At 70.8% G+C, this 23,729-nt stretch carries 16 protein-coding genes and 1 pseudogene; 10 read left to right on the forward strand and 7 right to left on the reverse strand.

All coding sequences use genetic code 11. The features are described 5' to 3' along the window. Positions 1–21 precede the first annotated feature (21 nt). Complete coding sequence (locus tag ACFWBB_RS02570) at positions 22–585, forward strand: GNAT family N-acetyltransferase (protein ID WP_385265913.1); 564 nt, start codon at positions 22–24, stop codon at positions 583–585. Here ACFWBB_RS02570 and ACFWBB_RS02575 read toward each other — a convergent pair. Further along, positions 566–1,609, reverse strand: a complete 1,044-nt coding sequence (locus ACFWBB_RS02575) for a zinc-dependent alcohol dehydrogenase family protein (RefSeq protein ID WP_385265915.1) — start codon at positions 1,607–1,609, stop codon at positions 566–568. The genes ACFWBB_RS02570 and ACFWBB_RS02575 overlap by 20 nt on opposite strands. A gap of 82 nt (positions 1,610–1,691) precedes the next feature. Continuing rightward, positions 1,692–3,938 (reverse strand): MMPL family transporter, encoded by a 2,247-nt coding sequence (locus ACFWBB_RS02580; protein WP_385265917.1) that lies wholly within the window; start codon positions 3,936–3,938, stop codon positions 1,692–1,694. A 142-nt stretch (positions 3,939–4,080) separates the two neighbouring features. Between ACFWBB_RS02580 and ACFWBB_RS02585 the strand changes: the two genes are divergently transcribed. The 3 genes from ACFWBB_RS02585 (at position 4,081) to ACFWBB_RS02595 (ending at position 7,583) form a co-directional block, all read left to right on the forward strand. Next, positions 4,081–4,752 (forward strand): TetR/AcrR family transcriptional regulator, encoded by a 672-nt coding sequence (locus tag ACFWBB_RS02585; RefSeq protein ID WP_385265919.1) that lies wholly within the window; start codon positions 4,081–4,083, stop codon positions 4,750–4,752. A gap of 211 nt (positions 4,753–4,963) precedes the next feature. Continuing rightward, entirely contained in the window at positions 4,964–5,203 is a 240-nt protein-coding gene (locus ACFWBB_RS02590) for a heavy-metal-associated domain-containing protein (protein WP_385265921.1), read from the forward strand. 130 nt (positions 5,204–5,333) lie between these two features. Continuing rightward, positions 5,334–7,583, forward strand: a complete 2,250-nt coding sequence (locus ACFWBB_RS02595) for a heavy metal translocating P-type ATPase (RefSeq protein ID WP_385265923.1) — start codon at positions 5,334–5,336, stop codon at positions 7,581–7,583. Between the two features lie 887 nt (positions 7,584–8,470). Here ACFWBB_RS02595 and ACFWBB_RS02600 read toward each other — a convergent pair. Both ACFWBB_RS02600 and ACFWBB_RS02605 read right to left on the reverse strand, forming a co-directional pair. Continuing rightward, positions 8,471–9,769: a citrate synthase gene (locus ACFWBB_RS02600; protein ID WP_020131734.1), complete on the reverse strand. Its 1,299-nt coding sequence runs from the start codon at positions 9,767–9,769 to the stop codon at positions 8,471–8,473. Positions 9,770–10,012: 243 nt separating this feature from the next. Then, a complete protein-coding gene (locus ACFWBB_RS02605) occupies positions 10,013–12,271 on the reverse strand; it encodes an ATP-dependent RecD-like DNA helicase (protein ID WP_385265927.1) in 2,259 nt (752 codons plus the stop codon). Between the two features lie 263 nt (positions 12,272–12,534). Between ACFWBB_RS02605 and ACFWBB_RS02610 the strand changes: the two are divergent. The 6 genes and pseudogenes from ACFWBB_RS02610 to ACFWBB_RS02635 all read left to right on the forward strand — a co-directional run. Continuing rightward, positions 12,535–13,557, forward strand: a pseudogene (locus ACFWBB_RS02610) (LacI family DNA-binding transcriptional regulator); the annotation flags it as partial. Between the two features lie 221 nt (positions 13,558–13,778). After that, entirely contained in the window at positions 13,779–15,347 is a 1,569-nt protein-coding gene (locus tag ACFWBB_RS02615) for a sugar ABC transporter ATP-binding protein (RefSeq protein ID WP_385265931.1), read from the forward strand. Next, positions 15,337–17,289: a substrate-binding domain-containing protein gene (locus tag ACFWBB_RS02620; RefSeq protein ID WP_385265933.1), complete on the forward strand. Its 1,953-nt coding sequence runs from the start codon at positions 15,337–15,339 to the stop codon at positions 17,287–17,289. The genes ACFWBB_RS02615 and ACFWBB_RS02620 overlap by 11 nt, the downstream gene beginning before the upstream one ends. Before the next feature lie 83 nt (positions 17,290–17,372). Continuing rightward, the gene (locus tag ACFWBB_RS02625) at positions 17,373–18,362 is read left to right on the forward strand and encodes a ribokinase (protein WP_385265936.1); all 990 of its coding nucleotides are present in this window, start codon (positions 17,373–17,375) and stop codon (positions 18,360–18,362) included. Then, entirely contained in the window at positions 18,359–18,748 is a 390-nt protein-coding gene (rbsD, locus tag ACFWBB_RS02630; protein ID WP_385265939.1) for a D-ribose pyranase, read from the forward strand. Before ACFWBB_RS02625 ends, rbsD begins: the two co-directional genes overlap by 4 nt. 388 nt (positions 18,749–19,136) lie before the next feature. Beyond that, positions 19,137–20,357 carry an esterase/lipase family protein gene (locus ACFWBB_RS02635; RefSeq protein ID WP_385265942.1) on the forward strand — a complete coding sequence of 407 codons (1,221 nt, stop codon included), beginning with the start codon at positions 19,137–19,139 and terminating at the stop codon, positions 20,355–20,357. Positions 20,358–20,413: 56 nt separating this feature from the next. On the opposite strand, the gene ACFWBB_RS02640 is transcribed toward ACFWBB_RS02635, so the two are convergent. From ACFWBB_RS02640 to ACFWBB_RS02650, 3 genes are read right to left on the reverse strand one after another with little or no spacing between them, the layout of a single operon-like run. Further along, positions 20,414–21,214: a sugar phosphate isomerase/epimerase family protein gene (locus tag ACFWBB_RS02640; protein WP_385266043.1), complete on the reverse strand. Its 801-nt coding sequence runs from the start codon at positions 21,212–21,214 to the stop codon at positions 20,414–20,416. A gap of 35 nt (positions 21,215–21,249) precedes the next feature. After that, a complete protein-coding gene (locus tag ACFWBB_RS02645; RefSeq protein WP_385265944.1) occupies positions 21,250–22,404 on the reverse strand; it encodes a dihydrodipicolinate synthase family protein in 1,155 nt (384 codons plus the stop codon). Next, the gene (locus ACFWBB_RS02650) at positions 22,401–23,552 is read right to left on the reverse strand and encodes a Gfo/Idh/MocA family protein (RefSeq protein ID WP_385265946.1); all 1,152 of its coding nucleotides are present in this window, start codon (positions 23,550–23,552) and stop codon (positions 22,401–22,403) included. The genes ACFWBB_RS02645 and ACFWBB_RS02650 overlap by 4 nt, the downstream gene beginning before the upstream one ends. Positions 23,553–23,729: the final 177 nt, after the last annotated feature.

Raw genomic sequence — 23,729 nt, forward strand, 5'->3', positions numbered from 1 at the left:
GCGTGGGGCACAGTGCTGTGGGTGAACTTCTCCGTAAAGCCCCTGCTCTCCGGCCCGAAGACCGTCCTGCGGCCCTTCACGGAGGCCGACGCCGACGCCATGTGGGAGATCATCGGCGACCCCGAGGTCATCCGCTTCACCTTCCCGCCGAAGAGCGACCTCACCTTGGAACGGCTGCGCTCCTGGTACGGCTCCCGCTCCGAGCAGCCCGACCGGCTGGACCTCGCCGTCACCGACCGCGACACCGGCGAACTCGTGGGCGAGGTCGTCCTTCATGAGTGGCAACCGGACGCCCGCAGCTGCACCTTTCGCACGCTGATCGGCCCCCGGGGCCGCGACCGCGGGCTCGGTACCGAGGCGACCCGGCTGATCGTCGGCCACGGTTTCGAGCAGCTGGGCCTGCACCGCGTCCAGCTGGAGCTGTACGGCGACAACGCACGGGCCCGCCGCGTCTACGAGAAGGTCGGGTTCGTGGTCGAGGGGGTGCGGCGGGAGGTCGCGTTGCGGGACGGGGTGTGGGTGGACGAGGTGCTCATGGCGATCCTGGACCGGGAGTGGGCCGCGCTCAGGCCCACGGTTCGATGACCGTCACCCCCGCGCCCGGCGTGGTGCCCAGCGCGGACAGGGCGGCCGGGGCCGCGTCCAGTGTGATCGTCGACGTCACCAGCAGGTCGGGGCGCAGCACCCCGGTCCGGACCAGTTCCAGCATCTGCGGGTACGCGTGCGCGGCCATGCCGTGGCTGCCCAGGATCTCCAGTTCCAGGGCGATGGCGCGGGCCAGCGGCACGGGGGTCGTGCCGTCCGCCGAGGGGAGCAGACCGACCTGGACATGACGTCCTCGGCGGCGCAGTCCGTTCACCGAGGCGGCACAGGTGGCGGGGGAACCGAGTGCGTCGAGGGAGAGGTGGGCGCCTCCCCCGGTCAGCTCACGGACCGCCTCCGCCGTGTCCGGTGCCCCCGTGGCATCCACGCACTCGGCCGCGCCGAACTCGCGCGCCAGGTCCAGGGCCTTCGGGGAGACGTCCACCGCCACCACGCGTGCCCCGCTCGCCGCCGCGATCATCACCGCCGACAGGCCCACGCCTCCGCAGCCGTGCACCGCCACCCACTCCCCCGCGCCTACCCGGCCCTGCCGCACCACCGCCCGGAACGCCGTGGCGAACCGGCAGCCGAGGGAGGCCGCGGTGGCGTACGAGAGGTCGTCGGGGATGGCGACCAGGTTCACGTCGGCGTGGTCCAGGGCCACGTACTGGGCGAAGGAGCCCCAGTGCGTGAAGCCGGGCTGGGTCTGCCGCTCGCACACCTGGTGGTCGCCGGCCGCGCAGGACGGGCAGCTGCCGCAGCCGCACACGAAGGGGACGGTGACCCGGTCGCCCGGCCGCCACCTGGTGACCCGGCTGCCGACCGTCTCCACGACGCCGGCGAGTTCGTGACCGGGCACGTGCGGCAGGGCGATGTCCGGGTCGTGGCCCATCCAGCCGTGCCAGTCGCTGCGGCACAGACCCGTGGCCTCGACCCGCACGACCACTCCGTGGGGCGCGGGCCGGGGGTCGGGCAGCTCACGCACCTCGGCGGGTTCGCCGTACCGCTCGAAGACCACAGCGCGCATACCCACTCCGTTCGTCGTCCAGGGACACCCCGGAGATCTCCGCGAAGGCTAGACGGTCCGGGCGACGGCCAGGTGTGGCGCGTCAGCCGGGTGTGCCCACCTTGTCCCGTTCCTCTTCCGCCTCCTCTTCCGGCGCCGGTGCCTGGTCGGCGCCGCCCTCGCTCAGGCCGAACCGCTCGTGGAACCGCCGCAACGGTCCCGGCGCCCACCAGGTCGCCCGTCCCGTCAGCCGCATCACCGCCGGGACCAGCAGGCTGCGCACGATCATCGCGTCCATGAGGACCGCCAGGGCGATGCCCAGACCGAGCATCTTGGTGTTGGTGACGCGCGAGGTGCCTATCGCGACCATCACCACCGCCAGGATGACCGCCGCCGCCGTGATCAGGCCCCCCGTGCGCCGGAGACCGAGGCCGACCGCCCCCTCGTGGTCGCCCGTACGGTCGTACTCCTCCTTGATGCGGGAGAGCAGGAACACGCCGTAGTCCATCGAGAGGCCGAAGGCCACGCAGAACATCAGGACCGGCAGGGTGGTCTCGATGGATCCGGGGCTGGTGAAGCCGAGCGGGCCGGAGAGGTGGCCGTCCTGGAAGACCCAGACCACCGCGCCGAACATCGCCGTCAGGCTGAGCGCGTTGAGCAGTACCGCCTGGAGCGGGATCAGCACGCTGCCGGTCAGGAGGAAGACCAGGAGCAGGGTGACGATCGCTATGAAGGCCGCCGCCCAGGGCAGTCGGCTGCCGATCGCGTGCTTGGAGTCGACCAGAACGGCGGCCGTGCCAGTCACCTTGGTCTCGAAGGGGGCGGCCGTGGCGCGCAGGTCGCCCACCAGGTTCTGGGCCGTGTCGTCGACGGCCTCGCCCTTGGGCAGCACCGTGAAGTACGCCGAGTCGCCCTTGACCAACGGGCCGTCCACCCGGGCCACTTCCGGCAGCGCCGCCACGCGCTCCTTGTAGGCGGTGTACTGGGCCCGGGTCGCCCTGCCCTCGGCGAGGACCTCGAGGCCGCCGCCGGGGCTGCCCGGGAAGCCGTCCCTGATGTGCTGCTGCACCACGTGGGACTCGGCCGAGGAGGGCAGCTGGCGGTCGTCCGCCGTGCCGAACCGCACGCCCAGGAAGGGCAGTCCGAGGAGGACGAGGACGGCCGTGGTGGCCAGGGCGAAGAACGGGGCCCGGCGCATGACCAGGTTCGCCATGCGGCCCCAGGCCCTGCCGTCCTCCTCGGCGCTCTCCCCGCCGGACGTCCCGGCGGGCCGGCCCCGGCGGAACAGGCGGCGCAGATCGAGGGAGTTGACCCGGTCGCCCAGCAGGACCAGCGCCGCCGGGAGCAGGATCAGGGCGGCCGCGGCGGCCAGCAGGACCACGGCCATGCCGGCGTAGGCGAAGGAGCGCAGGAAGTACTGCGGGAAGAGGAGCATCGCCGCCAGGGACACCGCGACCGTGAGCGCGGAGAACAGGACCGTGCGGCCGGCCGTGCGCAGGGTGGTGCCGATGGCAGCCGACGGATCGGCGCCGGCGGCGAGTTCCTCGCGGAAGCGGCGGACGATGAACAGGGCGTAGTCGATGGCGAGGCCGAGGCCCAGGGCTGTCGTGAGGTTCATCGCGAAGATGGAGACGTCGGTGAACCGCGTGAGACCGCTGAGGACCGCGTTGGTGCCGAGGATCGCGACGATGCCGATGCCGAGCGGAAGCACGGCGGCGACGGCGCTGCCGAAGACCATCACCAGCAGCACCAGCGTGATCGGCAGGGCGATCACCTCGGCGCGGGTCAGGTCCTCCTGGATGATGGTCTGCATCTCGTGCCGCACGGCGACGCCGCCGCCGATCCTGACCTCCACCGGCCCGTGTGTGCCGCGCAGGGCGGGGGCGATGCGGTCGAGGGTCTTGCCCATCGTCTTCTCGTCGCCCGTGATGCGGGCGGCTATCAGCGCCTCGTGGCCGTCCTGCGCGCGCAGGGCGGAGGAAGTCCCCGTGGCCTTGGCCTGCCAGTAGGAGCCGACGCCGACGACGCCCTTCTCGGCGGCCAGTTCCGCGGTGAGCCGGTTCGCCTCGGCGGCCACCGCCGGGTCGTCCACCGAGGCGTCGCCCGCGTCGAGCAGGAGCAGGAGATTGGGCTGGGAGCCGGGGAACTCCCGCTCCAGGGCCTTGGTCGCGTACGTGGACTGCGCGGCCGGATCCTCCCAGCCACCGCTGCCCAGCCGCTCGGCGACCCCGCTGCCGGCCAGCACGGCGAGCACGGTGAGCACCAGGGCCGCGAGCAGCGACAACCCGGGCCGGGCGGTCACGAAGCGGGTCCAGCCTCCGGGACGGGGCGGGCTGTTGACTTCGGTCATCGTGCGGTGTCCCCTTCACCCTGCAAGCAGTCGTGAAAACCGTAAAATGGCAAACACGAGACAGCGCTCGCGTTTCTGATCTCCAGAATGCGAGCGACCACTCGCGTTTGTCAATCGTGTCAGGGAAAGCTGGGGACAACGCGTGGCCGAGAGCCAGGAGAAGGAACAGCCGCGCCGCCGCCAGGCGCGCGGCGAGCGGCGCATCGCGCAGCTGCTCGAGGCCGCGGCCAGCGTCTTCTGCACGACCGGCTTCACCGCCGCCAGCACCAACGCCATCGCCCGCGAGGCGGGCGTCTCACCTGGCACGCTCTACCAGTTCTTCCCCAACAAGGAAGCGATCGCGATCGAGCTGGGCGACCGCCTCATGCACAAGATGCGCGACACCTACGGCGAGGCGCTCGCGCCGGTCGACCCCGCGACCCCGCTGGAGGAGGCCGTCGGCGCGGCCGTGGACCGGTTCATCGCCTTCAACTGCGACCACCCGGTGTTCTTCACCCTGATGCACGGCCCCGACATCCCCGGCCACATCACCGAGGAGCACGACGCGCTGCACGCCACGCTGCACGCCCGCATCGAAGGCCTGCTCTCCTCCCTCCTGCCGGACGCGCCCCCCGCCGACCTCTCCCGCATCGCGCACATGTGTCTGGGCCTGTACAAGGCGGGCCTGGAGCTGGTCCTGGGGCACGAGGGCGCCGAGCGCGACGCGTACGTACGGGAGCTGAAGAACGTACTGATCCGCTACCTGGAGCCGCTGGTGGGCGACCGGCTGGGCTCCCTGGAGGGCAGCGACACCGGGGCCACTACGACCCTGTAGCCCGGGTACCCGCCTCCTCGGCCGGTCCGCCATCTGCCGGGCCGTCGGCATACGTCCCGACGGCCCGCCACCGCATGCCCGGAAGCATCCGCACCGCCGTCCGCCCGGCGGGTCTCTTCCTTGGATTAATACCCCCTAGGGGTATAGTGTGAGTTAACGGGAGACCCCTCGCGGCCTCGCCCGCCCCACCTGCCTCCACGAGGAGAACGACATGACCGCTCAAACCGACACCCCGGGCTCCGTCACCACCGTCTACAAGGTGAGCGGCATGAGCTGCGGTCACTGCGAGGGCGCCGTCTCCGGCGAGCTCTCCGAGCTCTCCGGCGTCACCTCCGTGAAGGCCGTCGCCTCGACCGGTGAGGTCACGATCGTCTCCGCCGCCGCGCTCGACGAGGAGGCCGTGCGCGCCGCCGTCGACGAGGCCGGCTTCGAACTGGTCGGCCAGGCCTGAGGAACCCGCTCCCCCGCACCTCTGCTCGACACCCCTCCTCGCGCCCTCGACACCCTTCCTCCACCCACCGGGCCGTGCCGACCAGCTGATACTGGTTCCGTACGGCCCGGTCAGCTCCTGGAGCACGGACATGACCAGTACCACCACGGAAACGCCGATAGCCGAACCGCATGCGCCGACCGCCGAGGTCGAACTGCTCATCGGCGGGATGACCTGCGCCTCCTGCGCGGCCCGCGTCGAGAAGAAGCTCAACCGCATGGACGGCGTCACCGCGACCGTCAACTACGCGACGGAGAAGGCCAAGGTCAGCTATCCGGCCGGGACCGCGGTCACCGACCTGATCGCGACCGTCGTCAAGACCGGGTACACGGCCGAGGAGCCCGTGCGCGAGCCGGAGCGGGAACCGGTCCGGGCGGACGCCCCGCGGGACCCCGAACTCGCGGATCTGCGGCACCGGCTCCTCGTCTCCGTGCTGCTCGCCGCGCCCGTCGTCCTGCTCGCGATGGTCCCCTCCCTCCAGTTCGACAACTGGCAGTGGCTCTCGCTGACGCTCGCCGCGCCCGTCGTCGTCTGGGGCGGCGGCCCGCTGCACAGGGCGGCCTGGACGAACCTGCGGCACGGCGCGGCCACCATGGACACCCTGGTCTCCGTCGGCACGCTGGCCGCGCTCGGCTGGTCCGTGTGGGCGCTGTTCTTCGGCGACGCGGGCATGCCCGGCATGCGCCACCCCTTCGAACTCACCGTCTCCCGCACGGACGGCGCCTCCACGATCTATCTGGAGGTCGCCGCCGGAGTCACCGCCTTCATCCTGCTCGGCCGCTATCTGGAGGCCCGTTCCAAGCGGCGCGCGGGGGCGGCGCTGCGGGCCCTCATGGAGCTGGGCGCGAAGGACGTGGCCGTGCTGCGGGACGGGAAGGAGGTGCGGATCCCGGTCGACCGGCTGGCGGTCGGTGACCGGTTCGTCGTGCGGCCCGGGGAGAAGGTCGCCACCGACGGGACGGTCGTGGAGGGCATGTCCGCCGTGGACGCCTCGATGCTGACCGGCGAGTCCGTGCCGGTGGACGTCGGGCCCGGCGACGCCGTCACGGGCGCCACGGTGAACGCCGCCGGGCGGCTGGTCGTCGAGGCCACCCGGATCGGCGCGGACACCCGGCTCGCGCGCATGGCGCGGCTGGTCGAGGACGCGCAGAGCGGCAAGGCCGAGGTGCAGCGGCTAGCCGACCGGATCTCCGGGATCTTCGTGCCGGTGGTGCTGCTGCTCGCGGTCGCCACCTTCGGCGGCTGGCTCGTCGCGACGGGTGACACCGTCGCCGCGTTCACGGCGGCCGTCGCGGTCCTGATCATCGCCTGCCCGTGCGCGCTCGGGCTCGCCACGCCCACCGCTCTGATGGTCGGCACCGGGCGCGGCGCCCAGCTCGGCATCCTCATCAAGGGCCCCGAGGTCCTGGAGTCCACGCGCCGCGTCGACACCGTCGTACTCGACAAGACCGGGACCGTCACCACAGGCCGGATGACCCTCCAGGAGGTGCACGTGGCCGACGGCACCGACGAGAGGCAGTTGCTGCGGCTCGCGGGGGCCCTGGAGCACGCCTCCGAGCACCCCGTCGCGCGGGCGGTGGCCGCGGGCGCCGAGGAACGGGTCGGGGAGCTGCCGGCGGCCGAACGGTTCGAGAACGTCCCCGGGCGCGGGGTACGCGGGCGCGTGGAGGGCCGCGAGGTGGCTGTGGGGCGCCTCTTCGAGACCGTTCCTGACGAGGTCGCGCACGCCAGGGGCGAGGCGGAGCGGAACGGCCGTACGGCCGTCGTCGTGGGGTGGGACGGTGTGGCGCGCGGGGTGCTCGCGGTCGCGGACGCGGTCAAGGAGACCAGCGCCGAGGCGGTACGGGAACTGCGCGCGCTGGGGCTCACGCCGGTGCTGCTGACCGGGGACAACCGGGCGGTGGCGGAGGCGGTCGCGGCGGCGGTCGGGATCGACCGGGTGATCGCCGAGGTGCTGCCCGAGGACAAGGTCGACGTCGTACGGCGGTTGCAGGCCGACGGGCGGGTCGTCGCGATGGTCGGGGACGGCGTCAACGACGCGGCCGCACTCGCCACCGCCGATCTGGGGCTGGCCATGGGGACGGGCACGGACGCGGCGATCGAGGCGAGCGACCTGACGCTGGTCCGGGGGGATCTGCGGGCGGCCGCGGACGCCATCCGGTTGTCCCGGCGGACCCTGGCGACGATCAAGGGCAACCTGGTGTGGGCCTTCGGCTACAACGTGGCCGCGCTGCCGCTGGCCGCCGCCGGACTGCTGAACCCGATGATCGCGGGGGCGGCGATGGCGTTCTCGTCGGTCTTCGTCGTGACGAACAGCCTGAGGCTGCGCACGTTCAAGTGAGACCACCGCGCAGGAACCGCGGTGTGGGACCCCTGAGTGAGACCACAGAGTGAGACCACACCGTGAGACCGCAAGGTGAGACTGTCGTATGAGAACTCAAGTAAGAGCGGGTCGATCGGGGAGGACCCCTGGAGTCCTGCGCGAGCCTCACATAAGCTCTTCACAAGGCTCGCGCACCATCCTTACGCTTGGGCCTCGATCGCCGTATCCGGTCTCTTGCGCATCTAACGGACATATGCAAGAGACACAGATCACAGTGATGCGAACGTAACCATCGAAGGGGCCCGAAGGTCTAAGTTGACGATGTCAGGAAGCGTCTTGGGGGGCGTGACCTGACATCTGGGGATGTCTTGGGGGACTTTCCCAGAGATGCGTTGCCGGGGCACGTACACCGGGAAGCTTTGAGCGGCCCTCCCAGCGTGCGCTGTCCCGGCACATCGCACACAGCGGTGACAGGACGAGTTCTGCTCGTTCTGCTCAACCGTGGGCACAACAACCGCAGATGGTTACGAAAACAGCGAATTCAGGCGCTGTCCTCACAACGCCCGGCCGGATCCCGTGGGGGGAATCCGCACCGGGACATGGGAAGGCGCCCTGGTCGTCGGCCCGTGGGGGGACCGGCGCCGGGGCGCCTTCCGTATGCCCGCACGCACTTCCGCGCACATGCGTCGGCAGCAGTCGTGCCTCTGGGCACATCCGACCGCACACACGACGGCTGCGCACATGACGGCTGCGCACATGACGACCGCACACACGACGGCTGCGCACATGACGGCTGCGCACATGTCGGCTGCGCACATGCGACTGCCCGGGACGCGGGCCCCGGGCAGTCGGAAAACTCACCAGCGACGGGGCGCCTCGATGAGCGGCGCCCCCTGCGGCAGGTGTCAGCGCTCCTCGACGGGAACGAAGTCGCGCTCGACGACGCCCGTGTAGATCTGGCGCGGGCGGCCGATGCGGGAGCCGGGCTCCTTGATCATCTCGTGCCACTGGGCGATCCAGCCCGGGAGGCGGCCCAGGGCGAACAGGACCGTGAACATCTCGGTCGGGAAGCCCATGGCCCGGTAGATCAGGCCGGTGTAGAAGTCGACGTTCGGGTAGAGGTTGCGCGAGACGAAGTAGTCGTCGGAGAGCGCGTGCTCCTCCAGCTTCAGCGCGATGTCCAGCAGCTCGTCGGACTTGCCGAGGGCCGAGAGGACGTCGTGCGCGGCCGCCTTGATGATCTTGGCGCGCGGGTCGAAGGACTTGTACACCCGGTGGCCGAAGCCCATCAGGCGGACGCCGTCCTCCTTGTTCTTCACCTTGCGGATGAAGGAGTCGACGTCGCCGCCGTTGGCCTGGATACCCTCGAGCATCTCCAGCACGGACTGGTTGGCGCCGCCGTGCAGCGGGCCCCACAGCGCGGAGATGCCGGCCGAGATCGACGCGAACATGTTCGCCTGGGACGAGCCGACCAGACGGACCGTGGACGTCGAACAGTTCTGCTCGTGGTCCGCGTGCAGGATCAGCAGCTTGTCGAGCGCGGAGACGACGACCGGGTCGAGCTCGTACTCCTGGGCCGGCACCGAGAACGTCATGCGCAGGAAGTTCTCGACGTAGCCGAGGTCGTTGCGCGGGTAGACGAACGGGTGGCCGATCGACTTCTTGTAGGCGTACGCCGCGATCGTCGGGAGCTTGGCGAGCAGCCGGATCGTGGAGAGGTTGCGCTGCTTCTCGTCGAACGGGTTGTGGCTGTCCTGGTAGAACGTGGACAGCGCGGAGACGACCGACGACAGCATGGCCATCGGGTGGGCGTCGCGCGGGAAGCCGCGGTAGAAGTTCTTGACGTCCTCGTGCAGCAGCGTGTGCTGGGTGATGTCGCTCTTGAAGACGGAGAGCTCGTCGACGGTCGGCAGCTCGCCGTTGATCAGCAGGTAGGCGACCTCGAGGAAGGTCGACCGCTCGGCCAGCTGCTCGATCGGGTAGCCGCGGTACCGGAGGATGCCCTGTTCGCCGTCAAGGTAGGTGATGGCGGATTTATACGCGGCCGTGTTGCCGTAGCCGCTGTCCAGGGTCACCAGACCGGTCTGGGCGCGGAGCTTCCCGATGTCGAAGCCCTTGTCGCCGACGGTGCTGTCGATCACCGGGTAGGTGTACTCGCCGTCGCCGAACCGCAGTACTACAGCGTTGTTGGTGTGCTCGCTCACGTCATCCCTCACCGACGTTGTGCCTCTTCTTCGAGGTTGCCCTGACTGTCTTCTACCATCCCCCATTTGGCGCACGAGAGTGCACTCGGGGTCGACCATTGGGCTTACCGGCGGCACTCAGTGCCGCCAACCAGCTCATCCTGCCGCCTTCGTCACAGTTGGGGAAGTGCTCTGTGACCTTCATGACTCATTTGATCGATCATTTCTTGTGACAAGCCCGAGGAACCTCCGAAGGCGGCCCGGTCAGCGGCCCGCCAGCCGGAAGTCCAGGGCCGTGCAGCGGCGGCCCGCCGAGACCGTGCGCACCGCCTGGCCGATCGCCTTGCGTGAACCGACCAGGACGACAAGCTTCTTGGCGCGGGTCACGGCCGTATACAAGAGGTTCCGCTGAAGCATCATCCATGCTCCCGTGGTGACGGGGATCACCACCGCGGGATATTCACTTCCCTGTGAACGGTGGATGGTCACCGCGTACGCGTGGGCGAGTTCGTCCAGTTCGTCGAACTCGTACGGAACCTCCTCGTCCTCGTCGGTCAGCACCGTGAGGCGCTGGTCGACCGGATCGAGCGAGGTCACGACGCCCACGGTGCCGTTGAAGACACCGTTCTTCCCCTTGTCATAGTTGTTCCGGATCTGGGTGACCTTGTCGCCGACCCGGAAGACCCGGCCGCCGAACCGCTTCTCGGGCACGTCGGGCCGGCCGGGGGTGACCGCCTGCTGGAGCAGACCGTTGAGGGCGCCGGCACCGGCCGGGCCGCGGTGCATGGGTGCCAGGACCTGCACGTCCCGGCGCGGGTCCAGGCCGAACTTCGCCGGAATACGCCGGGCGGCCACGTCCACCGTGAGGCGGCCGGCCTCCTCCGTGTCGTCCTCGACGAAGAGGAAGAAGTCCTTCATGCCGTCGGTGACCGGGTGCTGTCCGGCGTTGATCCGGTGCGCGTTGGTCACCACGCCGGACTGCTGGGCCTGGCGGAACACGCGCGTGAGGCGCACGGCGGGCACCGGGCTGCCGTCGGCGAGCAGATCGCGCAGCACCTCGCCCGCGCCGACACTGGGCAACTGGTCGACGTCGCCGACGAAGAGCAGGTGCGCGCCCGGGGGTACGGCCTTGACCAGCTTGTTGGCGAGGAGCAGGTCCAGCATCGACGCCTCGTCGACCACCACCAGGTCGGCGTCCAGCGGGCGGTCGCGGTCGTAGGCCGCGTCACCGCCGGGCTTGAGCTCCAGCAGGCGGTGGACGGTGGAGGCCTCGGCGCCGGTCAGTTCGGCCAGCCGCTTGGCGGCGCGACCGGTGGGGGCCGCCAGCACGACCTTGGCCTTCCTGGCCCGGGCCAGTTCCACGATCGAGCGGACGGTGAAGGACTTGCCGCAGCCGGGTCCGCCGGTGAGCACGGCGACCTTCTCGGTCAGCGCGAGCCGGACGGCCGCCTCCTGCTCGGGCGCGAGGTCGGCCTTCGTGCGGGCCCTGAGCCAGGTCAGCGCCTTGTCCCAGGCCACGTCGCGGAAGGCCGGCATCCTGTCCTCCTCCGTGCGCAGCAGCCGCAACAGCTGGGCGGAGAGGGAGAGTTCGGCCCGGTGGAAGGGGACCAGATAGACGGCCGTGACGGGTTCCGCCGCGCCGTCCGGGCCCGGGACCTTCTCCCGTACGACTCCGGGGTCCTCGCCCTCCTCGGGAGGCGCCGCGAGGTCGGCGAGGCACTCGATGACCAGGCCGGTGTCGACCTGGAGCAGCTTGACCGCGTCGGCGATCAGCCGCTCCTCGGGGAGGTAGCAGTGGCCCTGGTCGGTGGCCTGGGACAGCGCGTACTGCAGGCCCGCCTTGACCCGCTCCGGGCTGTCGTGCGGGATGCCGACGGACTGGGCGATCTTGTCTGCGGTGAGGAAGCCGATGCCCCAGACGTCGGAGGCGAGCCGGTAGGGCTGGTTCTTCACGACTGCGATGGAGGCGTCGCCGTACTTCTTGTAGATGCGGACCGCGATGGAGGTGGACACCTCGACGGTCTGGAGGAAGAGCATGACCTCCTTGATCGCCTTCTGTTCCTCCCAGGCCTCGGAGATCTTCTTGGTGCGCTTCGGGCCGAGGCCGGGGACCTCGATGAGCCGCTTCGGCTCCTCCTCGATGATCTGCAGGGTGTCCATGCCGAAGTGCTGGGTGATGCGGTCGGCGAAGACCGGGCCGATGCCCTTGACCAGGCCGGATCCCAGGTAGCGCCGGAGGCCCTGGACGGTGGCGGGCAGGACGGTCGTGTAGTTCTCGACGGTGAACTGCTTGCCGTACTGCGGGTGGGAGCCCCAGCGGCCCTCCATGCGCAGGGACTCGCCGACCTGGGCGCCGAGCAGCGCGCCGACGACCGTGAGGAGGTCGCCGCCGCCTCTGCCGGTGTCGACGCGGGCGACCGTGTAGCCGTTCTCCTCGTTCGCGTACGTGATGCGCTCGAGCACGCCTTCCAGCGTGGCCGTTCGCCGTTCTCCCGCCTGGGCGGCCCCCGCCTGATCGGTCATGACCCGACGTTACCGCCCCCCACCGACAGTCCTCCAAGGGCGAGCGCCGGGCTCCCGCCGGGCCGTTGCCGGGCGTTCGTCGTCTCCCGCCGGGCGCTGTTCATCACGATCCGGTTTCGGGATGTGGTTGAGGGCTTGATTAACACCCGTGTAATCGATTCCAATCCTTCGTACGCGCCGATGTAATCGATTCCACGAGCAGTCGATGCCATGACATCGGCGTTCATGAACCGAGTCCGAGACCACAAGGAGGTGGGGCGGCGATGGCGAGCATCAAGGACGTCGCGGCCGAGGCGGGGGTCTCCGTCGCCACGGTGTCACGCGTCCTGAACGACCATCCGTCGGTCAGTGAGGACGCACGCACGCGTGTGCTGGCCGCCGTCGAGGCGCTGGGCTACCGCCCGAACGCCGTCGCCCGGTCGCTGCGCACCGACCAGACCCGCACCCTCGGTCTGGTCATCAGCGACGTGCTCAACCCGTACTTCACCTTGCTGGCCCGATCCGTCGAGGAGGAGGCCCGCGCGCTCGGCTACAGCGTCATCATCGGCAACGCCGACGAACGGCCCGACCTCCAGGACCACCACGTACGGACCCTGCTGGACCGCCGGATCGACGGCCTCCTCGTCTCCCCCACCGACGGCGGCTCGCCGCTGATCCTCGGCGCCGCGCGCGCGGGGACGCCGATGGTGTTTGTCGACCGGTGGATCCCGGGCGTGGACGTGCCCGTGGTCCGGGCCGACGGACGCGCGGCCGTGCGGGACCTCGTCGCGCATCTGCACGGGCTCGGACACCGCAGGCTCGCCATCATCGCGGGGCCCGCCGCCACCACCACCGGCAGCGAGCGCGTCGAGGCCTTCCGGGCCGCGCTGGCCGAGTACGGGCTTCCCCTCCCGGACGTCTATATCGGCCAGGGCGACTTCCAGGCCGAGAGCGGACGGCGGGTCACCGAGGGCTTCCTCGATCTGCCCCAGCCGCCCGAGGTCGTGTTCGCCGCCGACAACCTGATGGCGCTGGGCGCGCTGGACGCCGTACGCGCGCGTGGGCTGCGGGTTCCACAGGACCTCGCGCTCGCCGCGTTCGACGACATCCCGTGGTTCGTGCACACCGATCCGCCGATCACGGCGATCGCCCAGCCGACGGGGGAGCTCGGGCGGGCCGCCGTGCGGGCCCTCGTCGACCGGATCGAGGGGCGGCCCCCGCAGTCCGTCACCCTGGCCGCCCGGCTCGTGGTGCGCCGCTCGTGCGGCGAGCCCGCCGGGTCGGAGCCGTCCGCGGCCTCGGAGCAGCCCGCTGCCGGGCGACCTCCCGCGGCGCCGGACTCATGCGCTGCCCCGGAGCCGCCCGCCCGGCTGGAGACCCCAGCCGCCGTGGAGCCGCCCGCCCGGCCGAAGACCCCAACCGCCCCGGCGCCTCCCGCTTCCCCGCCCCCGTCGGCGCCCCGGGGCGCCCCAGAGCCGCCTGCGCAGGGTTCTTCCGCGCAGTCCCCCGCAAGGAACAGGAGCCAGACGTGAGCAACGCGGACGAGTTGCTGCGCATCGAAGGCATACGCAAGACCTTCCCCGGTGTGGTCGCGCTGGACAGCGTCGACTTCGATCTGCGCCGGGGCGAGGTGCATGTGCTGCTCGGTGAGAACGGCGCGGGCAAGAGCACGCTCATCAAGATGCTCTCCGGCGCCTACCGGCCCGACGCCGGGCGGATCCTGGCCGGCGGCGAGGAGGTGCGCATCCATGGCGCGCAGGACTCCGAACGCCTCGGGATCGCCACCATCTACCAGGAGTTCAACCTCGTCCCCGATCTGACGGTCGCCGAGAACATCTTCCTGGGGCGGCAGCCGCGCCGCTTCGGGATGATCGACCGCAAGCGGATGGAGGCCGAGGCGGCCGTTCTGCTGGAGCGGGTGGGGGTGAAGGTCTCGCCACGCACGCGTGTGCGTGAACTCGGCATCGCCCGCCTTCAGATGGTCGAGATCGCCAAGGCGCTCAGCCTGAACGCGCGCGTGCTGATCATGGACGAGCCGACCGCCGTGCTGACCTCCGAGGAGGTCGAGAAGCTCTTCGCCATCGTGCGCAGGCTGCGCGAGGACGGCGTCGGCATCGTGTTCATCACGCACCACCTGGAGGAGATCGCCGCCCTCGGCGACCGGGTCACGGTCATCCGTGACGGCAGGAGCGTCGGACAGGTGCCGGCCACCACCCCCGAGGACGAGCTCGTACGGCTCATGGTGGGCCGTTCCATCGAGCAGCAGTACCCGAGGGAGCGCGCCGGGACGGGCGCCGCGCTGCTGTCCGTCGAGGGACTCACCCGGGACGGCGTCTTCCACGACGTCAGCTTCGAGGTGCACGCCGGTGAGGTCGTCGGTGTCGCCGGGCTCGTCGGCGCGGGTCGTACCGAGGTCGTACGGGCCGTCTTCGGGGCGGACCCGTACGACCGGGGAGCCGTCCGGGTCGGCGGCGCGGCCCTCCCCGGGTATGACGTGAACGCCGCCATGGCGGCCGGGATCGGACTCGTGCCCGAGGACCGCAAGGGCCAGGGGCTGGTGCTCGACCAGTCGGTCGAGGAGAACCTCGGGCTCGTGACCATGCGGGCCGCGACCCGTGGCGGGCTGGTGGATCTGAAGGGCCAGCACGAGGCGGCGGCGCGGATCGCCGCACAGCTGGGCGTGCGGATGGCGGGCCTGGGCCAGCAGGTGCGCACGCTGTCCGGCGGCAACCAGCAGAAGGTCGTCATCGGCAAGTGGCTGCTCGCCGACACCAAGGTGCTGATCCTCGACGAACCGACGCGCGGGATCGACGTCGGCGCGAAGGTCGAGATCTACCAGCTCATCAACGAGCTGACGGCCGCCGGTGCCGCCGTCCTGATGATCTCCAGCGACCTGCCCGAGGTGCTCGGCATGAGCGACCGGGTGCTGGTGATGGCCCAGGGCCGGATCGCCGGCGAACTGTCGGCGGACGAGGCGACCCAGGACTCCGTCATGGCACTCGCCGTCAGCACCGCCGGCACCACGAACACAGACACCAACACCAACACGAACACCAACACCACTGACGAAGAACTGGAGGCCGGCCGTGGCCGCTGAGACGCTCAAGAGCGGGACGGGCGCCGGTGGCGCCGCGGCGGTCCGCCGTCTGCTCCTCGACAACGGCGCGCTGACCGCGCTGATCGTCCTCGTCATCGCCATGTCGGCGCTGTCGGGTGACTTCCTGACCACGGACAACCTGCTCAACGTGGGTGTCCAGGCGGCCGTGACCGCCATTCTCGCCTTCGGCGTGACCTTCGTGATCGTCTCGGCGGGCATCGACCTGTCGGTCGGCTCGGTGGCGGCGCTGTCGGCCACCGTGCTGGCCTGGAGCGCCACCCAGCACGGCGTACCCGTGGTGCTCGCGGTGGTTCTGGCCGTCGCCACCGGCATCGCGGCCGGTCTGGTGAACGGTTTCCTCATCGCCTACGGCAAGCTGCCGCCGTTCATCGCCACGCTCGCGATGCTGTCGGTGGCGCGCGGTCTGTCGCTGGTCATCTCCGAGGGCTCGCCGATCGCCTTCCCCGACTCGGTCTCGCACCTCGGTGACACGCTCGGCGGCTGGCTGCCGGTGCCGGTGCTCGTGATGGTCGTGATGGGGCTGATCGCCGCGTTCGTGCTCGGCCGGACCTACATCGGCCGTTCGATGTACGCCATCGGCGGCAATGAGGAGGCGGCCCGGCTGTCGGGTCTGCGGGTGCGCAGGCAGAAGCTCGCGATCTACGCGCTGTCCGGTGTGTTCGCGGCCGCGGCGGGCATCGTGCTCGCCTCCCGGCTGTCCTCCGCGCAGCCGCAGGCCGCGGACGGCTACGAGCTGGACGCGATCGCCGCGGTCGTCATCGGCGGCGCCTCGCTGGCGGGCGGCACGGGCAAGGCGTCGGGCACGCTGATCGGCGCCCTGATCCTCGCGGTGCTGCGCAACGGTCTGAACCTGCTGTCCGTGTCCGCCTTCTGGCAGCAGGTCGTCATCGGTGTCGTCATCGCGCTGGCGGTGCTCCTCGACACCGTGCGCCGCAAGGCGGGGGCGACCCCGGTGGCGGCCGGGACGGGCAGCGGTGCCACCAGGGGCCGGCAGGCGGCGACGTACGGTCTCGCGGCCGTGGTCACCGTGGCGGTCGTCGGCGCGACCTCCTTCCTGCACGGAGGCAACGCGGCGACCACGAACCCCAAGGTCGGCCTCGCGCTGTCCACGCTCAACAACCCGTTCTTCGTGCAGATCCAGTCGGGCGCCAAGGCCGAGGCGAAGAAGCTGGGCGTGGACCTGACGGTCACCGACGCCCAGAACGACGCCTCGCAGCAGGCCAACCAGCTGCAGAACTTCACCAGCTCCGGCCTCGACTCGATCATCGTCAACCCGGTGGACTCGGACGCCGCGAGCAACTCGGTGAAGGCCGCCGGCAAGGCGAAGATCCCGGTCATCGCGGTCGACCGGGGCGTCAACAAGGCCACGGTGGACGCGCTGGTCGCCTCCGACAACGTGGCCGGCGGTGAGCTGGCCGCCAAGACGGTCGCCGAGAAGCTCGGCGGCACCGGCAAGATCGTGATCCTCCAGGGCCAGGCGGGCACCTCAGCGGCGCGCGAGCGGGCGGAAGGTTTCGCCAAGGGCCTCAAGGCCTACCCCGGCATCCAGGTGCTGGCCCAGCAGCCGGCCGACTTCGACCGCACCAAGGGCCTCGACGTGATGTCGAACCTGCTCCAGGCCCACCCGGACGTCCAGGGCGTCATCGCCGCCAACGACGAGATGGCGCTCGGCGCGATCAAGGCGCTGGGCTCCAAGGCCGGCAAGTCCGTCCAGGTCGTCGGCTTCGACGGCACGCCGGACGGGCTGACCGCCGTCAAGAACGGCACGCTGTACGCGTCGGTGGCGCAGCAGCCGTCCCAGTTGGGCAAGATCGCTGTGGACAACGCGCTGAAGGCGCTTCAGGGCAAGAAGGTCGAGGAGACGGTGAAGGTGCCGGTGAAGGTGGTCACGAAGGAGAACGTGGCCGGGTTCAGCGGCTGACATTCGGCGAGCGAGCGGGCGGTCGCCCCGGGGGCTTCCCCGGCGGCCGTCCGCCCGAAGTCACGTATCAGGGGAGTCACTTCATGTACGACCACGACCTTCTGGTCGTAGGGTCCGCCAACGCCGACCTGGTGATCGGTGTCGAGCGCAGGCCCGCCGCAGGCGAGACGGTCCTCGGTTCCGACCTGGCCGTCCACCCCGGCGGCAAGGGCGCCAACCAGGCCGTCGCGGCCGCCCGGCTCGGGGCCCGTACGGCCCTGCTGGCCCGGGTGGGCGACGACGCGTACGGCCGGCTGCTGCTCGACTCGCAGCGGGCGGCCGGGGTCGACACGGCCGGTGTCCTGGAGGGCGGGGCGCCGACGGGCGTCGCGCTGATCACCGTGGACCCGTCGGGCGACAACAGCATCGTGGTGTCACCGGGGGCCAACGGGCACCTGACACCGGCGGACGTCCGCGCGGCGGCCGGGCTCGTCCACGCCTCCCGCGTGGTGTCGGCGCAGCTGGAGATCCCGCTGGAGACGGTCGTGGAGGTCGTGCGGAACCTGGCGCCGGGCAGCAGGTTCGTGCTGAACCCGTCGCCGCCGCGGCCCTTGCCGGCCGAGGTGCTGGCGGCCTGCGACCCGCTGATCGTCAACGAGCACGAGGCGAGGGTGATCCTCGGCGAGGAGTGCTCCGGCGAGAACCCCGAGGACTGGGCGCGGATCCTGCTCGCGAAGGGGCCGAAGTCGGTGGTCGTGACGCTGGGTTCGGAAGGTGCGCTGGTGGCGTCCGCGGAGGGTGTCGCGCGGGTCGCTTCGGTGCGGGTGGACGCCGTGGACACGACGGGTGCGGGTGACTCCTTCACGGCGGCGCTGGCGTGGCGGCTGGGCACGGGTTCGCCCCTGGCCGAGGCGGCGGCGTACGCGGCGCGGGTCGGGGCGGTGGCCGTGACGCGGCGGGGGGCGCAGGAGTCGTTCCCGACGGCGGCGGAGGTCGAGGCGCTGGGCGGTGCGCGTCCGGGCGCGCCCGGGGCTTCCGGGGCTTCCGGGGCTTCCGGGGCTTCCGGGGCTTCCGGGGAGGGTGAGGCCCGGTGAAGAAGGCCGGGATACTCAACCGGCATCTCTCCGGTGCGCTGGCCGAGTTGGGGCACGGGGACGGGGTGCTGGTGTGTGACGCCGGGATGCCGATACCGGACGGGCCCCGGGTCGTCGACATCGCCTTCCGGGCGGGGGTGCCGTCGTTCGCGGAGGTGGTCGACGGGCTGCTCGCCGAGCTGGTCGTGGAGGGTGCCACGGCGGCGGCGGAGGTACGGGACGCGAACCCGGCGGCGGCCGCGCTGCTCGACGGGCACTTTCCCGGGCTGGCCCTGGTCCCGCACGAGGAACTGAAGAGGCTGTCGGCGGGGGCGCGGCTGGTGGTGCGCACGGGTGAGGCGCGGCCTTACGCGAACGTACTGCTCCGGTGCGGGGTGTTCTTCTGAGATCCACCGCCAGGGGCGGAGGAAGCTTCGAGGGGGTCCGGTCCGTCGACCGGGCCCCCCTCGGCTTTTCCCCTCCGTATCAGAACCCCCGCGATCCCCCCGGATCCCCCTCCAGAAGCCCTGATGCCACGTACGACAGGCAAAGGTGCGGAAGGGTTGTACGGCTTCCGAGGAATTTCTGACAGCCCGTTCGCCACGCGTATCGGAGCGAGTGCCGAAGCGAACGCCGTAGCGAATGAAACAAGCGCTGGCACATGCCAGACGCATCAAACACCACCCGGGCGCATTGCATCACTTGGAATGAACCATGCAGGTCAAACGGGTGAAGCGGGCAAATCGCCCCCCATGATGTGGTCGTTCCCCACCTCCTCCCACAAGGAGCACGACCATGCCCGAGAACACCGAGCCCGAGGTCGGTCCGTTCACGATCGGCGATCCGCTCGCCTCGCCGAGCAACTCCGTCGAGGTACCGGACCGCGACGAGGAGTGGACCGTCACCAAGGGCTTCACCTGGGTCTTCCGCGGTGAAGGCAACAGTCACCTCACCCGCCCGGTGATCATCGCCGACGGCTTCAACCACGGCAAGAGCGACCTCAAGAAGCTGTACGAGTTCCTCGAGGGCGAGGAGTACGGCTTCCTCAGCGCACTCCGTGAGCGCGGCATGGACGTGATCCTGCTGGGCTTCGACAACCGCACGGCGTCCATCCTGGAGAACGCGAAGGCCGCCGAGGCGACCGTCCGGGAGGCCATCGCCCGCCGCGTCGGCGACCAGCGGCTGGTCGTGGGCGGCTTCAGCATGGGCGGCCTGGTCACCCGCTACGCCCTCGCCAGGATGGAGAGCGAGCACAACGACCACCAGACGGGGGTGTACTTCTCCTACGACACCCCGCACCGCGGTGCCACGATCCCCATCGGCGTCCAGGCGTTCTCCTACCTGCTCCCCCGGGGCCTGGACCTCAAGCCCCACCCCTTCACCCAGCAGATGGACAGCGCGGCCGCGCGGCAGATGCTGTGGCAGCACTACGACAACAAGACCGGGAAGACCGGCGTCGCCCCGGAGCGCGAGGCACTGCTGACCGCACTCGACCAGGTCGGCCAGTGGCCGCAGATCCCGCTCAAGGTGGCCGTCGCCAACGGCCGCGGCGACGGCGTGGGACTGCCCGAGGTGAAGGCCGGTGAGGTCGCACTGAGGCTGGACGTCCGCTATCCCGGCACCACCTTCTACACCCAGGCCCAGGGGGACGACGTGACGGTCGCCTACCTGAAGCGGGCGTTCCCGGCGACCGAGAAGACCATCACGACCAGCGGCTTCCCCGAGCTGGACGGTGCGCCGGGCGGCACGCTCCGGACGTACGGGATCCTCGCCGCGTCGATGGAGGAGGCCGGCGGGGACGCGGATCTGCGGCACGCCGACGTGTGCTTCGTCCCCTCGGTCAGCGCGGTCGACATCCTGGGCTTCGAGAAGCAGGAAGACCTGTACGCCAAGGTCGACGACCTGGACCCCGACAAGAGCAGCCTGGACGCGTTCCTCTGCTCGCCCACGACGACGGCGCACACCCTCCCGACCGAGGAGCTGTGCACCTGGCTGATGGACCACTTCGAGCGGTGACCGGCATATTCCGTCGCCCGCCTCGCACCGGGCGGGCGACGGGCACCGTCATTCCGTCACCGCACCACGTGCTCCACGAAGCGTGCCGCCGTCTCCGCCAGGACCTCGCGGCCGTCGCGGGCCCACAGGGCGTCGTTGAACAGTTCCACCTCGATCGCGCCGGTGTATCCGGCCGCCGTCACATGGCCCAGCCACTCGCGCATGTCGATCGCGCCGTCGCCGATCTGGCCGCGGCCGTTCAGCACGCCCTCGGGCAGCGGTGTCGTCCAGTCGGCGAGCTGGAAGGTGTGGATACGGCCGCCCGCGCCGGCCCGGGCGATCTGGGCGGGGGCCTGGTCGTCCCACCAGATGTGGTACGTGTCGACGGTGACGCCGACCTGGTGGGCCGGGAAGCGTTCTGCCAGGTCGAGGGCCTGGGCGAGGGTCGAGACCACACAGCGGTCGGAGGCGAACATGGGGTGCAGGGGTTCGATGGCCAGCCTCACCCCGTGGCCCTCGGCGTACGGGCCCAGCTCCGTCAGCGCGTCCGCGATGCGCTCCCGCGCGCCGTGCAGGTCCTTCGAACCGGCCGGGAGGCCGCCGGAGACCAGGACGAGGGTGTCCGTGCCGAGGGTGGCCGCCTCGTCGATCGCCCGTCGGTTGTCGGCCAGGGCGGCGGCCCGCTCGTCCGGGTCGAGCGCCGTGAGGAAGCCGCCGCGGCACAGCGTCGTCACGGTCAGGCCCGCGTCACGGACCAGCTTCGCCGTCTCCTCCACGCCGTACGTCCGCACCGGCTCGCGCCACAGGCCGACGTTGGCCACGCCCGACTGAGCGCAGGCGGCCACCAGTTCGGGCAGGGAGAGCTGCTTCACCGTCATCTGGTTGATGGAGAAGCGGGTCAGGTCCGGGTGGCTCACTGGTTCACTCCGTACAGGGCGAGCAGGTTCTTCATCCGTTCCTCGGCGAGCTTCGGGTCGGGGAACAGGCCCAGGCCGTCGGCGAGTTCGTAGGCGCGGGCGAAGTGCGGGAGGGAGCGGGCCGACTGGAGGCCGCCGACCATCGTGAAGTGCGACTGGTGGCCGGCCAGCCAGGCCAGGAACACCACGCCCGTCTTGTAGAAGCGGGTGGGGGTCCGGAACAGGTGGCGCGAGAGGTCGACCGTCGGGTCGAGCAGCGCCCGGAAGCCGGCCGTGTTCCCCGTGTCGAGGACCCGGACCGCCTGGGCCGCCAGCGGGCCCAGCGGGTCGAAGATGCCGAGGAGGGCGTGGCTGAAGCCCTTCTCGTCGCCCGCGATCAGCTCGGGGTAGTTGAAGTCGTCGCCCGTGTAGCAGCGGACACCCTGCGGCAGCCTGCGGCGGATGTCGATCTCCCGCCGCGCGTCCAGCAGCGAGACCTTGATGCCCTCCACCTTGTCGGGGTGGGCGGCGACGACCTCCAGGAACGTCTCCGTCGCCGCGTCCAGGTCCGACGAGCCCCAGTAGCCCTCCAGCGCCGGGTCGAACATCGGTCCCAGCCAGTGCAGGACGACCGGCTCCGAGGCCTGGCGCAGGAGGTGGCCGTAGACCTCGAGGTAGTCCTCGGGGCCCGACGCGGCCGCGGCCAGGGCGCGGGACGCCATCAGGATGGCCCGGGCGCCGGAGGTCTCGACGAGGGCGAGCTGTTCCTCGTAGGCCGCGCGGACCTCGGCGAGGGCCGCCGGACCGGTGAGCTGGTCGGTGCCGACGCCGCAGGCGACGAGGCCGCCCACCGACCTGGCCTCGGCGGCCGACCGGCGGATCAGTTCGGCCGCGCCCGCCCAGTCCAGGCCCATTCCGCGCTGGGCGGTGTCCATCGCCTCGGCCACGCCGAGCCCGTGGGACCACAGGTGGCGACGGAAGGCGAGGGTGGCGTCCCAGTCGATCGCGGCGGGCGAGTCGGGCGTGGTGTCGGCGAACGGGTCCGCGACGACGTGTGCCGCCGAGAAGACCGTACGGGAGGTGAGGGGCGCGCCGGGGGTGAGGGCAAGGGGCTCGGTGCGGGGCTCGTAGGTCCGCAGGGTCCCGTCGGCGCCGGGAAGCCGGACGGTCACAGCGTGACCTCCGGGACGTCCAGACGCAGGCCCTCCGAGGACGACTTCAGACCCAGCTCGGCGAGCTGGACGCCACGGGCGCCGGCCAGCAGGTCCCAGTGGTAGGGGGCGTCGGCGTAGACGTGCTTGAGGAAGAGCTCCCACTGCGCCTTGAAGCCGTTGTCGAACTCGCTGTTGTCGGGCACCTCCTGCCACTGGTCCCGGAAGACCTCGGTGGCGGGGATGTCCGGGTTCCAGACCGGCTTGGGGGTCGCGCTGCGGTGCTGGACGCGGCAGTTGCGCAGGCCGGCGACCGCCGAGCCCTCCGTGCCGTCGACCTGGAACTCCACGAGCTCGTCGCGGTTGACCCGGACCGCCCAGGAGGAGTTGATCTGGGCGATGGCGCCGCCGTCGAGTTCGAAGATGCCGTAGGCGGCGTCGTCGGCCGTGGCGTCGTAGGGCTTGCCGTTCTCGTCCCAGCGCTGCGGGATGTGTGTGGTGGCGATGGCCTGGACGGACTTCACCCGGCCGAACAGCTCGTGCAGGACGTACTCCCAGTGCGGGAACATGTCGACGACGATGCCACCGCCGTCCTCGGCGCGGTAGTTCCAGGACGGGCGCTGGGCGGCCTGCCAGTCGCCCTCGAAGACCCAGTAGCCGAACTCGCCGCGGATGGAGAGGATCCGGCCGAAGAAGCCGCCGTCGATGAGGCGCTTCAGCTTGAGCAGCCCCGGGAGGAACAGCTTGTCCTGGACGACGCCGTGCTTGATGCCCGCGGCGGTGGCCAGGCGGGCGAGTTCGAGGGCTCCGTCGAGGCCGGTGGCCGTCGGCTTCTCGGTGTAGACGTGCTTGCCGGCGGCGATCGCCTTCTTGAGGGCCTCCTCGCGGGCGGAGGTGACCTGGGCGTCGAAGTAGATGTCGACGGTGGGGTCGGCGAGGACCGCGTCGACGTCCGTCGAGACGTGTTCCAGGCCGTGCCGCTCGGCGAGCGCCCGCAGGGCGTGCTCGCGGCGGCCGACGAGGATGGGCTCCGGCCACAGCACGGTGCCGTCGCCGAGGTCGAGTCCGCCCTGTTCGCGCAGGGCCAGGATGGATCGTACGAGGTGCTGGCGGTAGCCCATGCGCCCCGTCACGCCGTTCATGGCGATACGCACCGTCTTGCGTGTCACGTCGGTCCCTTCGTGGGCTTGTACGCGGTTGTCGCGCGCCGCGTACGCCTCTTCCTGATCAGCGTGACAGCAAGCGCTTTCTATACAAGAGGAAGTTAGCCTCTGACCGGTGGTCCGGACAAGACCGTGTCCATCCTGAGTTGTTCGAGGGGGCGAACAACTGGGCCGCCGGGCCGT

This window comes from Streptomyces sp. NPDC060000, from assembly GCF_042737375.1.
In the GTDB taxonomy this organism is placed as follows: domain Bacteria; phylum Actinomycetota; class Actinomycetes; order Streptomycetales; family Streptomycetaceae; genus Streptomyces.

Excerpts from the sequence above, each read along its gene's own strand:
- ACFWBB_RS02595 (WP_385265923.1), top strand. The coding sequence starts at position 5,334 with ATGACCAGTACCACCACGGAAACGCCGATAGCCGAACCGCATGCGCCG.
- ACFWBB_RS02590 (WP_385265921.1), top strand. The coding sequence starts at position 4,964 with ATGACCGCTCAAACCGACACCCCGGGCTCCGTCACCACCGTCTACAAG.
- ACFWBB_RS02580 (WP_385265917.1), bottom strand. The coding sequence starts at position 3,938 with ATGACCGAAGTCAACAGCCCGCCCCGTCCCGGAGGCTGGACCCGCTTC.
- ACFWBB_RS02575 (WP_385265915.1), bottom strand. The coding sequence starts at position 1,609 with ATGCGCGCTGTGGTCTTCGAGCGGTACGGCGAACCCGCCGAGGTGCGT.
- ACFWBB_RS02605 (WP_385265927.1), bottom strand. The coding sequence starts at position 12,271 with ATGACCGATCAGGCGGGGGCCGCCCAGGCGGGAGAACGGCGAACGGCC.
- ACFWBB_RS02640 (WP_385266043.1), bottom strand. The coding sequence starts at position 21,214 with ATGACGGTGAAGCAGCTCTCCCTGCCCGAACTGGTGGCCGCCTGCGCT.
- ACFWBB_RS02625 (WP_385265936.1), top strand. The coding sequence starts at position 17,373 with ATGTACGACCACGACCTTCTGGTCGTAGGGTCCGCCAACGCCGACCTG.
- ACFWBB_RS02635 (WP_385265942.1), top strand. The coding sequence starts at position 19,137 with ATGCCCGAGAACACCGAGCCCGAGGTCGGTCCGTTCACGATCGGCGAT.